Here is a 13,847-nt window from a genome sequence, read left to right on the forward strand (position 1 = left end):
GGCGGGAGCGGCGTCGTCGGCGGGAGAATGCTGCTCGGTCTCGGAGGCGCCCTGGCGAATTCCGGCGCCGCGAGGAATGCTGAGACGGCGCTCAAGGCGGTCCACGCGGGCTGTGATGCCGCGCGTGGTGTGGTCCGCGGAGGGCAGCAAGATGCGCGCGCACAACAACTCGAGGTGAAGCTGAGGCGACGTTGCCCCGGTCATCTCGTTGAGCGCGGTGTTGGTGATGTCCGCGGCGCGGGAAAGCTCTGCGGCCCCGAGCTGCGTAGCCTGATTGCGCAACCGGTTGATCTGGTCCGTGGGCATGCCGTGCAGGATGTTCGCCGCGGAATCCGGAACTGCGTTGACGACCACCAGGTCGCGGAAGCGTTCAAGGAGGTCCTCGACGAACCGGCGCGGGTCCTGGCCGGTCTGAACCACACGATCAATCGCGCTGAACACCGTGGCGGCGTCACCGGCGGCGAAAGCGTCCACGACGTCGTCGAGTAGGGCCGCGTGCGTGTAGCCGAGCAGGGCCACCGCAAGGTCATAGGTCATGCCGCGGTCATCGGAACCGGCCATGAGCTGGTCCAGCACGGACAGCGAGTCGCGAACCGAACCTCCACCGGCGCGGACCACCAGGGACAGCACGCCCGGCTCCGTGGCGACGTGCTCCTGCTCGCTGAGCAACTCCAAGTACTGCATGAGCGGTTCGGGAGGTACCAGGCGGAACGGGTAGTGGTGCGTGCGCGAGCGAATGGTAGTGAGCACCTTGGACGGCTCAGTGGTCGCGAAGATGAACTTCACGTGCTCCGGGGGCTCCTCCACGATCTTCAGGAGGGCGTTGAAGCCCTCGCGCGTGACCATGTGGGCCTCATCAATGATGAAGATTTTGTAGCGATCCCGCACCGGGGCAAAAGTAGCGCGTTCGCGCAGGTCACGTGCGTGATCAACGCCGCCGTGGGATGCGGCGTCCATCTCGATGACATCCAGGGAGCCTGCGCCGTCACGGGAGAGGTCGCGACAGGAATCGCACTGACCGCACGGTGTGGCCGTGGGGCCCTCGGCGCAATTGAGGCAACGCGCGAGAATACGGGCCGACGTGGTCTTGCCGCAACCGCGGGGACCGGAGAACAAATAGGCGTGATTGACCCTGTTCTTGCGCAGGGCAGTCATGAGGGGCTCGGTCACATGTTCCTGACCGATGACATCCTCGAAGGTCTCCGGGCGATAACGGCGGTACAGGGCGGTAGTCACGTATGAAACCTTAGCCGCGGTCACCGACAGGCACAGCGCGACCGCACGGTTGGGGAGTTAGAGACGAAAAGACCCCTCGCGCACCCGCCAGAGCCCATTTACCCTTGCTACCTTCCGGTCCTGGGGGAGTTCAACAGGATGACGCCACGCGAGGGGCTGCCCATTACTTTAGCTCAACTGAGGGCAGAGTTCGAAACCGCCGAGACGCTCGCTCGCAGACCCCGAGTAACGCGCGAGGAGCGGGCCGAATCGGGGCGGGAGCTTCCGGTCGATATCTCTCGTGACTAGCTGAAATATCACTGTGTCGGTCACCTGTGAGGAATATGAAAGCGCCTAGATTTGTGATTCGCATCACCACTCAGTGCTGAATACTCAAGAGGACAATCACATGACTCGTTCACGATGGGCGGCTGCCGTAGCGGCCGGTTGCGCCCTCCTGCTGGCAGGGTGCTCATCGACGCCCACTTCCGGGGTTGCCGCCCTGGGCGTAGGTCCGGGAGAGGTGACCATTCAAGCCGGTGATGACGAGATCCCGGCCCTGCGAGAGATCGCCGAGGATTACACGGCTGACACCGGGGTAGAGGTGCGATTCATCGAACGAGAGATCAACGCGCAGGCCATCTCGAACTTCATCTCCCAATCGCCTACCGGACAGGCGCCGGACATCATCGTGTCCCCGCATGACAACCTGGGCCAGCTCGCCGCCAACGGTGTGGTGGCCCCCGTGGAGCTGGGCGATCGAGGTGAGGATTTCACCGAGAACGCGCGTGACGCCGTCGTCTATAACGGTGTGAGCTACGGGGTGCCTTACGCGGTGGAGAGCGTGGCGCTGGTGCGTAACGACGAGCTGACGACCGAGGATCCCGGGACCTTCGACGAACTGCGCGCCGAGGGCCATCGCCTCATGGCGGACAGCGGTATCACCTACCCGTTTACTGTCAGCCAGTCTCCCGATGCCGGCGATCCGTACCACCTGTACCCCTTGCAAACGTCGTTCGGGGCGGAGGTCTTCGAACGAGGAGAGGACGGGGAGTACTCGAGCACTCTGGCCATGGGCGGGGAAGGCGGCCACGAATTCGCGCGCTACCTGGCGGAACTGGGTGAGAGCGGGGACCTGCAGACATCCATGACCCCGGATATCGCCAAGGAGTCCTTCATCTCCGGGGAGTCCGCGTTCCACATTGCCGGTCCGTGGGATCTGGTGGATATCGAAGCCGCAGACATGAACGTCACCGTTCTCCCGGTGCCGCCCGCAGGAAATGAGGAAGCCCGCCCGTTCGCCGGTGTTCAGGCGTTCTTCGTCAACGCCAATGCCGCAAACCCCATTGCCGCCCAGGACTTCGCGACCAATTACCTCACCCGCCCCGAATCGCAGACGGCCATGTACGAGAGCACTGGCCGACCACCCGCCAGTGAGGTCGCGATCGACAACATCAATGACGACCCGCTGCGCTCGGCCTATGCAGAAATTGCGACCACGGCTCTGCCCATGCCCGCTATCCCGGCCATGGGAGCTGTGTGGTCCTTCTGGGGCACCACGGAAAACGGAATCGTGGATGGCAACGGCGAACCGGTCGAACTCTGGGATCGCATGATCTCCAACATCGAAGGACAAATTCAATGAGCACGAGCACCGGTCAGCCTGGCGCGGCAACGGCCCCGGACCAGACTGACGGCGGCAGTCTGGGCACACCGCTGAAGCTCCGCCACTCGCACTCTCGTGGGTTCAGCGCGGGGTTCGTGATCAAGCTGATCCTCATGGCTTTGATCAATGCCTTTGGCCTGTTCGGCATTCTCTCCGCGTGGGCCGCGGGTAGCTGGGGGATTCTCGTATTCCTCGTGATCGCGGTGATCGTTGCGGATCTGGTGTATTTCCTGCCGACCAAGCGTCTGCTGCCGGGCAAGTACCTGTACCCCGGGTTGATCTTCCTGCTGGTGTTCCAGATCTTCGTGGTGCTCTACACCGCGGGTACGGCCTTCACCAACTACGGGGACGGTCACAACTCGACCAAAGAATCGGCCATTGGGCAGCTGACTCGCACGTACGAACAGCGCGTTCCGGGCGGCCAGGAGTATTCCGTTGCGGTGCTCAGCCAAGACGGGGATCTGGCCCTTGCGGCAATCCAGGACGACCAAGTTCTGGTGGGAACCCCGGATCAACCACTCGCCCCGGTCGACGACGCGCGAATCTCGGACGGGGCCATCGAAGAAGTCCCCGGATACGACATCCTCGACTTCAACCAAGTGACTGCCGCGTCCGAGGAGGTCATGAACCTCCGGGTGCCCACCACGGGTGAAGCCGCCGACGGCGCTGCGCACCGACGACGGCCGCACCGCCTATGCATACAACCCGTCTCTCGTCTATGACGAGCAAGCTGACGCCATGGTGGCTGAGGACGGAACCGTGTACGCGGACAACGGCGAGGGCTCTTTCGCCAGCCCCTCGGGCGAGGAACTGCGCCCCGGTTGGCGAGTCTTTGTCGGGTTCGACAATTTCGCCACGATCTTTGATCCCGAGATCCTCGGTGGACCATTCGTGTCGGTGACCTTATGGACCTTCGCCTTCGCGATCCTTTCGGTGGCGCTGACCTTCTTCCTGGGTCTGCTACTCGCCATCTTGTTCAACGACAAGAACCTGAAGTTCCGCAATGTCTACCGGGCCATCATCTTCCTGCCCTATGCCTTCCCGGCGTTCCTTTCCATCCTGATTTGGGCAGGTCTACTCAACGCGGACTTCGGATACATCAACCAGGTACTGCTGGGTGGCGCGAACATCCCATGGCTGGACAACCCCTGGTTGGCCAAGGCATCGCTGTTGTTGGTGAATCTTTGGCTCGGATTCCCGTACATGTTCTTGGTGACCACGGGCGCACTGCAGTCCATTCCGTCGGAGCTCTACGAATCCGCGGAAATGGACGGTGCCGGGGCAGTGCAGAGGTTCCGTGCCATCACGTTGCCCATGCTCATGGTGGCTGTTGGGCCCCTCTTGATCGCGTCCTTCGCCATGAACTTCAACAACTTCAACGTCATCTACCTGCTCACGGGTGGTGGGCCGCAGGACCTGGAATCCACCACCGGCGTGGGAGCCACGGACATCTTGATTTCGTTCGTGTACAAGATCGCGTTTGCCGGCGGCACCAATGACTACGGCGTGGCATCGGCTCTGTCGATCCTCATCTTCATCATGGTCGCGGTCGTGTCCGCTCTGACGTTCCGCCGCAGCAAGGCACTCGAGGAGATCAACTGACATGTCTACTTCCACTACCTCGACTGCCACGAAAAAGCGCACGGGCGCGCGCTCTCGGCTCAGCGCCGGCCAGAGATTTGCCCGTGGCGGTTGGAAGCACGTTGCGGCCATTGTGGCCTGCATTTTCGCGTTGTTTCCGCTGGTGTACGCGTTCTCGGCGTCCTTGTCGCCCACCGGTTCGCTGTTGGGCTCGAACGAACTGTTCGGCGAGGTGACCGGTGCCAATTATCAGAACCTGCTCAACGATCCTCAGAACCCGTTCCTGACGTGGTTCGGGAATTCGATGCTGATTTCCAGTGTCACCGCGGTGGGGACCGTGCTGATGGGTGCGGCTGCCGCTTACGCGTTCTCGCGCTTTCGGTTCACGTTCCGTCGCGGCGGGTTGATGTCGCTTCTGATCATTCAGATGTTCCCGCAGCTGCTGGCCTTCGTCGCGATCTTCTTGCTGTTGTTCAGCATCTCCGAGGTGTTTCCGTTCTTGGGCCTGAACTCTCGGATGGGTCTGGTCGCGGTCTACCTGGGTGGCGCGCTCGGGGCCAACACGTTCCTGATGTACGGCTTCTTCAACACGATTCCTCGTGACTTGGACGAGGCCGCCACATTGGACGGCGCTTCCCACGCACAGATTTACTGGACGATCATTCTTCCCCTGGTCACGCCCATCCTGGTGGTCGTGGGCATGCTCTCCTTCATTGCGTCCTTCTCGGACTTTCTGTTGGCGCAGATCGTGCTGCAGGATCCCGAGAAGTACACGCTTGCGGTGGGGTTGTACCAGTTCGTGTCCGTGCAGTTCGGCGAGAACTGGGGTGTGTTCACGGCCGGCGCGATCCTGTCCGCCATTCCCGTTGTCCTCTTGTTCCTGTTCCTTCAGCGCTACATCGTCTCAGGCCTCACCGGCGGTGCGGTCAAGGGGTAGCACCACGGACGACGACGCCGCTCGGCCCGGATTTTGCCCCCGGTTCACTCTCGATTCGCATCAGGGGTTCGAGTTCCGCTATGCTGAGTGCCGCACGTTGCCCACGCGTTGGGGAATGTGCACGCCTGGAGGATTCGCCTAGCGGCCTATGGCGCACGCCTGGAACGCGTGTTGGGTTAACGCCCTCGGGGGTTCAAATCCCCCATCCTCCGCGTTGTGAAGTAGCCCCTGACCAGTGGAAACACCGGTCAGGGGCTACTTTCATGTCCGGGGACTGAACATTCCAGGCCTAGTTTCCCATTGGGGACATTTCGGGTAGAGATGCGCACTGAGGAGGCGCTCCAGCGCGCGTCCCCAGGCCACAAATGTCAGAGCCCTCGACGGGCAGTCTTTTCAAGGGGTATCTGAGCCGCGTTCAAGACCTCAAAGAGTATCGGGCTGCACTCTGATTGACGTTTCAACCAGGATTCCCCGCGCCCTGCATCCTGATCGACGCTAAAACCTAGGATCGCTGGAATCCTGGTTTTTCTGTCGATCGTGATGCGCTGGCTTGTGTGCGCGGGCATTACCGTCGATCAGAATGCATCGACCCTTTGGGCCGCCTCGCGCCGCTAGTGACGGAGCATCAGTGCTTCCGACGCGTGGCGATAGCGATCACGATTCCCAGGCCCACGACCACCAGAAGCCCCAGGATCACGGCGGCACCGATGGCGACCGGCATGCTGAGTCCGAAGACTCCGCCTGACTCCGTGGCTTGAGCGTTCTCGGCGCCCTCTGCGTTGTCCCCGTTCTCACTATTCGCGCTGGAGGAATCGGAGTCATCCGACTGGTAGTCGGCAGCTGAGGCCGATGGGCCAACCAACGGGGCGATCGGTTCATCCGAGGGCTCGGGGCCGTCGTCCGTGGGCACGCTCCACTCCGGTCCGTCAATGACATCGCCATCGCGGAGGACCGTCAGCTCGTACTCCTCCTCGACGCTGGCCTTGCCGTTGTCCTCGCCGCCGTCCAGGGTCACCATGATGAACCAATCGCCGATGTACGCGGCGTCTTTCTGGAAGGCCATGCTGCTTCCCGTTCCGATCCCACCGGAGTTGCTGTAGATCGGCCAATAGGCGTTCGTGTTCTCCGCAGAGACTTCAGCCTCGTCCTTCAAAGGCGTGCTCATCTCCACGCCTGCTTTGCCTCGCAAAGGGTTGGCGACTTCAAGCTTGGCGGTTCGCCGTTCTTCTGCGCTTCTGGCATTGAAAACGGCTTTGGCAACGGGGCGCTGGCCCCAGTCCATGGGCATCTTGTAGATGCGGGTCTCGCCTGGCACCAGCGACCCGCTGTAGGTTCCAGGCTCGATTTCAGTAGCGGTGGAGTACGAGGTACCGCCGGCCACATCGGCCACGGGGTAGTCGTCGTCCAGTTCGGGTACGTCGTCCTTCTCTGAGCCGTAGGAGTGGTTGTCCTCCGGGCCGATCTGATCCTCGGGAGCGATCGGCTCGAGACCAACGACTAACTCAACGGGTAGCTCGTCTTCGTAGGCGCTGCCCGCGCGCTTGACCTCAAGGTTCCAATCGGAAGGATCGCATGACTCCTTCGGCGTCAAACGGAGGATTGAAGCAGACGGAGCTTCGCGGCCAACCGACGTGGATTGGTAGTCGGAACTTCCGGTCTGGTTGCAGGACGCGTTTTCGGCTTCGACATCTACGGAGAAGTTATCTCGCCCCCCGCCCGGGCGATGCACGAGTTCCTCCATGGACGGATCCACTACGGTTGCGGACACATGCGCCCGGTAACCCTCCGGGATGTTCAGCTTGAACCAACCGGGGGTGCCCTCCTTGCTGGTCACGGTGGGTCCGGACATCTGCGTTTGGTAGTTACCCTCCCCCAGGTACTTTCCGGAATCGCGGTCCTCACCCAGAGTGATTTCGGTGCCGCCCGCTTCGTAAGCCTGGCCCACACGCTGCGCCAGGGCCGAGAGAGTGGAACCGAGCTCATCGCTGTTATCCGCCGACGAATAAGTGCCACCGGTTGCCTCGGCGATGCATTCCAACTCGCTCTGAGCATCGTCGTTGACCTTGAAGCCCACAGTGTGGACGGCCAGGTCCACGCCGTCGGCGCCAAGTCCTCGGCGACGTCGCAGACCTCAGGGGGCGCGCACGTGTCGATTCCGTCCGAGACCAGAACGATCGATCGAGGGCCCTCATCGCCCAGCTCTTCGGCAGCCTTCTTGAGCGAATTGCCGATGGGGGTGTAGCCCGTAGCTTCCAGGGCGTCGATCTCCTGAGAGGTAGCGTCCCGGTCCAGTGGGCCCACGGAGCGCAGTACCCGGATGTCCTGGCAACCGCGCTCATAGTTGTCCGGATCGTCGTCACTGATCTCGGAACCGTAGGCGATCAGGCCCAGCTCGACGTCGTCGTCGAGGTTCTCGAGCATGCCGTTGGCCGCCTTCTTGGCAGCATCCATTCGGTTCCCGCCACCCACATCAGACTCCGCCATGGACCCCGAAGCGTCCAGAACGAGCGCGATTTTGGGAGGTACCCGCCCGTCGTCGCTCGTGGGAGAAGGTGACTGTGATTGGGCCTGTGCGGGCGCGTGAGCGCCAAGGCCAAGATCAGAGTCGTAACGGCGGCGAAGTAACGGCGAAGCATGTAGGTCTCCTGCGCGGGCGAGAACGTAACAATCGCAAACTACCGCATGCGTGTGACGCAGGAAACAATTGTTTCGTTGCGTAGCCGGCGTCAGTACTGCGGCCGCGCAGGAGACTCTGTGTGGCGTTACAACCCGGGAATTACCGCTTCTTGGGCGTGAACGACGTGCTGCACTTCCAGATCGTGTTGCCCTGCTTCGCGGAAACCTCCACGACCACCTTGCGACCCGGCGTTGCGCGGGCAATGGGGTACTTGATCGACGCGGTGCCCTTGGTGGAGGCGGTCGCGTACTTGGTGTTCGTGGTGGTCTTGTACTTGGCCTTGGTGGTGACCTTGGAGCGTGCCCCCACCTTGGACACGTTCACGTACGTGTTCGTGTACTGGCGGGGCTGAGTCACGGACATGGTGGCCTTGCACGGCTTAACCACCGCGGCTTCAGCGGGTGCAGTGCCCACGGCAACGGTGCCGGAGGCCAAGAACAATGCAATGAGTCCGGTCGTCACGGAACGACGGAAGGATGATGCGGCAATCATGCGCGGATCCTTTGTTACGGGCGATAACTCTCCGAATGCGGAACCGATATTCCGCGTCAGGACGGCCCAGCCAGGCCGTGAGTCCCTCGCCGATCAGGGGGATGATCACATCATAAGGACACTAATGACCCGCGAGTAACTATTGTCACAAAGTGACGCGCACGAGTTTTTTATGCCGCCGACAACGACGCCGCCACATCCAGTTCTGCGCACAGGTCACCGCACCGGACCGCCCACGTTTAAGAGCGCCGCGGCCACGCTCGCAAGGAGCGCGGCCGCGGCGTCGTCGGCGGTGCTGTGAAGGCTACTTTTTGCCCGCCCGGAAACCCGCGATGTACGGGTCGTGATCGGAGGAAGCGATCTCGTTCGCCACGTAATAGTCGAGCGCGGTGGTGCGGTACTGGCCGTACTGCAGCAGCGGGGACTGGCCGGAGTTGATGTTCCAGCGTCCGCGCCGGTCATGCGCTTCTTCAAGGACGGCGAGACCAGCAGGTGGTCCAGTGACCCCACCTGACCGCCGAACACGTACGTGTAGTCGTCCTCGGTGGCCTGCGTATAGCCGGCGCCGTAGAACTCCTGCATCGGATCCTCCTGGGCATATGAATTGAAGTCGCCCAACACGGCCACGTCCTCGGAGCCCGCGGCCTTGGTCAACTCGGGAATCCAGTCCACGACGGCGCTCGCTTGCGCCACGCGCGCCGCGTTCCAGGCACCCTGGCCGTCGCCGCTGTCACGGTTGGGTCCGGTGCGAGGTGCGGAACCCTTGGACTTGAAGTGGTTGACCACCACGGTGGTGGGCGCGGCGCCGTGCTTGCCGCCGCCCTTGGTTGAGGTGAAGGTGGCGGCCAGGGGAGTGCGAGCGTTTTCAAACGCGCCGCCCGCGACGGCCTCGGAACCCAGCGCCTGGGCCTGGCCCACCTGGGTGACCTGCTTGGGCTGATAAATGATCGCGTTGGAAATGAAGTCCTGATCGGCCACGGGCTGCAGCTCGGAGTCGGGCACCGAGACGACGTCCCACTTGGCGTAGCCGGCGGCCTTGTTCAGCGCGGTGACGAGGTTCTGGAGGGCCTCGTCCTTGGGCTCACCGAGCTTGGCGGAGTTCTCCACTTCCATGAGACCCACCACGACGCGTCCAACTGGTTGATGGCGGAGACGGTCTTGGCTTGCTGGCGTTGGAAATCGGCCTGGTCGAACGCGCCGCGCACGTCGCAGTTCTGGGCCACGTTGTAGGTGCCGTCGGTCGAGTAGTTGCCGCCGCGGCAGCCCTGCTCCTGGCCCACGGTGGTGAAGTAGTTGAGCACGTTGAATGAGGCGATCCGCATCTGCCCGCCCACCGCCGACTTGGGATCGGCCGAGCCCGAGAAGCGCGCCGGTTCCTCACCCGGAACCACCGGGGAGGTCGGCTGGAAGCGCCACTTGTCGAAGCGGTAATCCACAATGACCGGTTTGGTGATGCGAGCGGAATCGCCCACCGCCACGGGATCCTCACGGGTCAAATAGGGAACCTGACGGGGCTCCTGGGTCGGCGACGCCGCGAAGCCCCGGTTGGTGCCGTCATCGAGCGTGACCGAGATGGCACTGTTACGCTCCGCCTGAGCTTGCGCCTCCGCGCTGCCCGGCCGCGCGACCTGGGTCGGTTGCGCGGGAAGTTCCTTGCCAGCCGCCAGTCCGAGTTCTCCGTAACGACCCAGGCCGTAAGTGTCCGCGACCTGGAACTTCTCCTTGGGCTTGTACAGCATGGACTCGAGGTTCTCGCGGGTTGCGGCGGTGGAGGCCCAGTCGTTGGTGGCAGGCTTTACATCGGGGAGCTCCTCGGTCACCGGTGTAACTTCCACGTTGCCGGCCAACTGGGTGAGTCCGCGGTACTCGCCAGCTTCACCGGTGACCTGCACTCGGTCGCCCACGGACACGGTGGACTGGGTGCTGCCGGTGTAGACGAAAATGCCGTGGGAGGCCTGGGTCGTGTCCACCTTGCCGCCGGTGCCGGGTGTCTGGATCACGAAGCCACCAAGCGTGCCCGGGTCACCCGGATAGACAGCGGTGACGATCGACGGTTCGGTGGTGACCGTTTGACCCTTGAGCGGGGTCTCGGGGCCGGTGCCCTGGATCTCGGCGATGGACACGGTCTCCGCAGGGGCGGCGAACGCGGGTGCCGCGGCAATACCGCTGCACAGCAACATGGCTCCGGTGGAGGCGGCCGCTATCCGGATCCGCAACGAGGGCTTCGATGACTTATCGGGCATGAGAGGTCTCCAGATAGGGGTGAGGGGTTATCGCTTGCCCGGAACCTTGACGTCCACCCACACCAGGCGGTGGTCGGAGGTCGGGAACGGGTATTCGCCGGTCAGCTCGGAACCGGGCTGACCGGGGGTGGGCCAGAAAACACCGGCGTCCAGCAGCGGCAAGTTCTTGGACGGTAACGCGTAGTCCACGCGCAGGTTGCCGGGGGCGGGGTTGTCGTTGAAGTCGGCGGTGTCGCGTGCCGGGTCGGATTCGTGGGTCAGGTTGGCGCCACCCTGAAGCTCGCTGGCCTCCGCCGCCCCGGTAGAGGTTGGCAGCGGATCGCGCACCCGCGAGTTGTTCAGCAGCTGGCCGATGGCACCCGGGAACGAATCGCCGTCGTTGGGGTCCGAGTTGTAGTCGCCCACGATGACGAAGCGCTCGCCGCGCGGCAGACCGCCGCGCTGCCCGGCGTCGTCGTAAATATAGGAAGCCGTTTTGTTGCCCGTGACGTAATCGGCCCAGAAACGGATCTCGTCGTTGTTCTTGCGGCCATTGCGGTCCTCGGGGCCGTCGAAGCTCGGCGGGGTGGGATGCGCGGCCAACACATGCACCGTCTTGTTGCCCACACGCACGGGCACGTCCCAGTGGGATTTTGAGGACAACCGCAGCTGCTCGGCCTGCTCCGGCGTGTAGTAGTCGGTGGGCAGCTGATTGTTGGGCATGTCCTGCCAGCGGAAATTCTGGAAGGTGCGCACCTGATCTTGGACGATCGGGTACTTGGAGTAGATGACCATGCCGTACTGGCCGGGGAACAGGCCGAAGCCCCACGCGTCGTCGGGTCCGCCCGTCTGCCCGTCCTGATTGAGATCCAGGCCGGACTGCACGCCCGTATTGACCGGCGCCACGTAGTAGTAGGGGTAGTCCACCGGTGCGTGGCCGTTCTGCCCGACCGACAGATAGTTGTCGCGGAACGCCTCCGCAGCCTGGCCACCGGCACGTAGTCGAACTCGTTGACGAGCACTACGTCCGGGTTGTTGATCTGGATGACTTCCGCGATATTGCGGGCCTGCTGATTGTCCGGCGTGAACATGTCCTGCAGCAGCTGACCTTCCTCGTTGCGGTTCAGCGACGCGTTGTACGTGGCCACGCGCAGCCCGTGCTTGTCGCCGGTCACGTTCGTGCTTTTCGACGACGACGCCGCTCGCCCACCTTCACCCGCCACGGCCGGTGCCACAGCGCTCGCGGCGAGAGCAACAGCGAGGGCACCCGCCGACGAAACGACAAGGGCGCGAGATCGAGCACGCATACGAACCTCCAGGTCAACACACAGTGACCTTGAGCATAAGCGCGATAAACGACCACGTCGTGGCGGGGAAGTAAAAAGTTGGTGGTGGCGGGCTCGTGTGTTGCGGAGTGCTGGCGCCGCGAGGCTCAGTGAGGGGCGAGTGTGCTGATCTCTGTGAGGCCGATGGTCGGCCCATGCCTGACAAGACCTGTTCACCATGACGGATACCCGTCAAACTCGAAGCATGTCTTTCGGCCATCGTGTCCATGCGCTCCCCGAGTTGGCAGAGCCAGCCTCAAATCCTGGAGATGTCGTGCTCAGGGTTGAACTTCTTAGGGTAGAGCCAGTCATTTGGCGGCGTATCCGCGTGGGGCACGATCTGCGTTTGCCCGATCTCCACAAGACCCTCAACGCCGCTATGGGGTGGTTGGACTGTCACCTGCACTCGTTCAGAGTTGGAGACAACGCGCCGTTCCTCACGAACATTGACCTGATCGAGAGTTCGGAACCGGGCATTCATGAGGCTCCGTACGAGTTAGCCAGGTGCTGCGATCAGTTGGCGACGAGCTGATGTACGACTATGACTTCGGGGACGGTTGGGAACATCGGGTCACTCTCCTGGAGGAGCTGCCAGGGGCCGAAACCACCGTGCCCCGCGTGATTGATGGGGCCCGGGCATGCCCACCCGAGGATTGTGGCGGGATCCCCGGCTACGGCGAACTCTTGAGGGCTCGCCAGGCGACTGCCCCGGACGAGCGTCAGCGGATGCTGTTGGACTGGTGCCCAGCGGGATGGGATCCGGATCGCTTCGACCTGGACTGGCACAACCGAGTGCTCAACGCGCTAATGAGTCCCCAACCATTAAACGATGTGAGACCTGAGCTGATTGAGCTGATCGACTCTTCCGCCACACGAGAAGAACTGCTCGTGACGTTGCAGATGACCGAATTCAGCCAACAATCGCCCACGGAACAGGAAATGTCCGAGGCCGTTCGGCCGATTCAACTGCTCCTGGACGCGGTCGATGACGGCGTCACGCTGAGTAAAGCAGGCTGGCTCCCACCGGCCGTGGTCAAGAGGCTGGCAACGGATCTGGGCGTACCGTCGTGGATAGGACAGAACAACAGGGAGCAACACACAAGACCAGTTCAGGACTACCGTCGAACCCTCACGCACTTGGGGTTGCTGAAGGTCCGCAAGGGGGAGCTCAGTCTGACGCAGATCGGAAAGAAGTTGTCAGGTGCCCCGCGTGAACTCTTCCTTCACATCGCCATAAAGTTGCCCCTGGGCCGGGACGATTTTGACCGTCACGCTGGGTGGTTATGTCTACTCCACCGAGCCGCTGGTAAGCGTAATTTGTCCCATGGCGACTGGGTGGCCGACCAATTGATGCAGCTTGGTTGGGCCCCTCCGGGTGAGCCTCCAGTCTCCGCATTCGAGGCATTTGAAGTTACCCGGGATACAGCTTGCGCGCTTGGGCGGTACTCATGGGAGCTTTCGATTGTTTCCCATGAAGGCTCGCTGGCGCTAGCTCGAGCCGCACTGCTCCGTCCGGATGTTCTTATGCGATCAATATAGTCGTGGACCAAGACTCCCAGCGGGATGGCGTCAGGCTCGTTCGGGCCCACTACCGGCGGGCGGATGGATGGATACGGGACTGCTGCACGGTTAGGTGACAGGTTGTAGTCACGCCGCCAGTGCGACGGTCGTGTTCATGATGGTCTCGAACTCGATGGGCGTCAAACGGCCCAGACGTGCCTGACGCCGACGC

At 62.6% G+C, this 13,847-nt stretch carries 9 protein-coding genes, 1 tRNA gene, 1 other RNA gene and 4 pseudogenes; 7 read left to right on the forward strand and 8 right to left on the reverse strand.

The window, feature by feature from the left end; translation table 11 throughout:
• Together YO9_RS0112480 and ffs are read right to left on the reverse strand one after the other, a co-directional pair.
• Window positions 1-1,236, reverse strand: a 1,236-nt coding sequence (locus tag YO9_RS0112480) for a DNA polymerase III subunit gamma and tau (protein ID WP_016997789.1), incomplete at its 3' end; no start/stop codon positions are given.
• Window positions 1,237-1,300: 64 nt separating this feature from the next.
• An RNA gene (ffs, locus tag YO9_RS18520) (signal recognition particle sRNA small type) lies at window positions 1,301-1,397 on the reverse strand.
• A 227-nt stretch (window positions 1,398-1,624) separates the two neighbouring features.
• On the opposite strand from ffs, the gene YO9_RS0112485 reads away from it, so the two are divergent.
• The 4 genes and pseudogenes from YO9_RS0112485 to YO9_RS0112500 all read left to right on the forward strand — a co-directional run bounded on the left by YO9_RS0112485 (window position 1,625) and on the right by YO9_RS0112500 (window position 5,611).
• On the forward strand, window positions 1,625-2,860 hold the full coding sequence (locus YO9_RS0112485; protein ID WP_031273238.1) for a sugar ABC transporter substrate-binding protein: 1,236 nt from the start codon (window positions 1,625-1,627) through the stop codon (window positions 2,858-2,860).
• A pseudogene (locus YO9_RS21715) lies at window positions 2,857-4,483 on the forward strand (ABC transporter permease subunit). The gene YO9_RS0112485 and the pseudogene YO9_RS21715 overlap by 4 nt, the downstream one beginning before the upstream one ends.
• A 1-nt stretch (window position 4,484) precedes the next feature.
• Complete coding sequence (locus YO9_RS0112495) at window positions 4,485-5,399, forward strand: sugar ABC transporter permease (RefSeq protein ID WP_031273240.1); 915 nt, start codon at window positions 4,485-4,487, stop codon at window positions 5,397-5,399.
• 127 nt (window positions 5,400-5,526) lie between these two features.
• Window positions 5,527-5,611 (forward strand) — tRNA-Ser (locus tag YO9_RS0112500).
• Window positions 5,612-6,024: 413 nt separating this feature from the next.
• Here the strand turns inward: YO9_RS0112500 and YO9_RS0112505 are convergent.
• The 6 genes and pseudogenes from YO9_RS0112505 to YO9_RS0112520 all read right to left on the reverse strand — a co-directional run bounded on the left by YO9_RS0112505 (window position 6,025) and on the right by YO9_RS0112520 (window position 12,097).
• Window positions 6,025-7,344, reverse strand: coding sequence for a hypothetical protein (locus YO9_RS0112505; RefSeq protein ID WP_223286522.1), 1,320 nt, complete (start codon window positions 7,342-7,344; stop codon window positions 6,025-6,027).
• Window positions 7,230-8,279: a VWA domain-containing protein gene (locus YO9_RS18535; protein WP_223286523.1), complete on the reverse strand. Its 1,050-nt coding sequence runs from the start codon at window positions 8,277-8,279 to the stop codon at window positions 7,230-7,232. Before YO9_RS18535 ends, YO9_RS0112505 begins: the two co-directional genes overlap by 115 nt.
• Window positions 8,176-8,568: a hypothetical protein gene (locus YO9_RS0112510; RefSeq protein WP_016997794.1), complete on the reverse strand. Its 393-nt coding sequence runs from the start codon at window positions 8,566-8,568 to the stop codon at window positions 8,176-8,178. The genes YO9_RS18535 and YO9_RS0112510 overlap by 104 nt, the downstream gene beginning before the upstream one ends.
• 216 nt (window positions 8,569-8,784) lie before the next feature.
• The gene (locus YO9_RS18540) at window positions 8,785-9,681 is read right to left on the reverse strand and encodes a hypothetical protein (protein ID WP_223286524.1); all 897 of its coding nucleotides are present in this window, start codon (window positions 9,679-9,681) and stop codon (window positions 8,785-8,787) included.
• Entirely contained in the window at window positions 9,609-10,811 is a 1,203-nt protein-coding gene (locus tag YO9_RS18545; RefSeq protein WP_223286525.1) for a hypothetical protein, read from the reverse strand. The genes YO9_RS18540 and YO9_RS18545 overlap by 73 nt, the downstream gene beginning before the upstream one ends.
• A 27-nt stretch (window positions 10,812-10,838) precedes the next feature.
• Window positions 10,839-12,097, reverse strand: a pseudogene (locus YO9_RS0112520) (endonuclease/exonuclease/phosphatase family protein).
• Window positions 12,098-12,320: 223 nt separating this feature from the next.
• On the opposite strand from YO9_RS0112520, the gene YO9_RS21720 reads away from it, so the two are divergent.
• The 3 genes and pseudogenes from YO9_RS21720 to YO9_RS21725 all read left to right on the forward strand — a co-directional run.
• Complete coding sequence (locus YO9_RS21720) at window positions 12,321-12,647, forward strand: IS1096 element passenger TnpR family protein (protein ID WP_396350768.1); 327 nt, start codon at window positions 12,321-12,323, stop codon at window positions 12,645-12,647.
• Window positions 12,617-13,654: pseudogene (locus YO9_RS0112525) on the forward strand (plasmid pRiA4b ORF-3 family protein); the annotation flags it as partial. The gene YO9_RS21720 and the pseudogene YO9_RS0112525, both read left to right, overlap by 31 nt.
• A 15-nt stretch (window positions 13,655-13,669) precedes the next feature.
• A pseudogene (locus YO9_RS21725) lies at window positions 13,670-13,762 on the forward strand (hypothetical protein); the annotation flags it as partial.
• Window positions 13,763-13,847: the final 85 nt, after the last annotated feature.

It is taken from the genome of Kocuria atrinae C3-8, assembly GCF_000286355.1.
Lineage (GTDB): Bacteria > Actinomycetota > Actinomycetes > Actinomycetales > Micrococcaceae > Kocuria > Kocuria atrinae_A.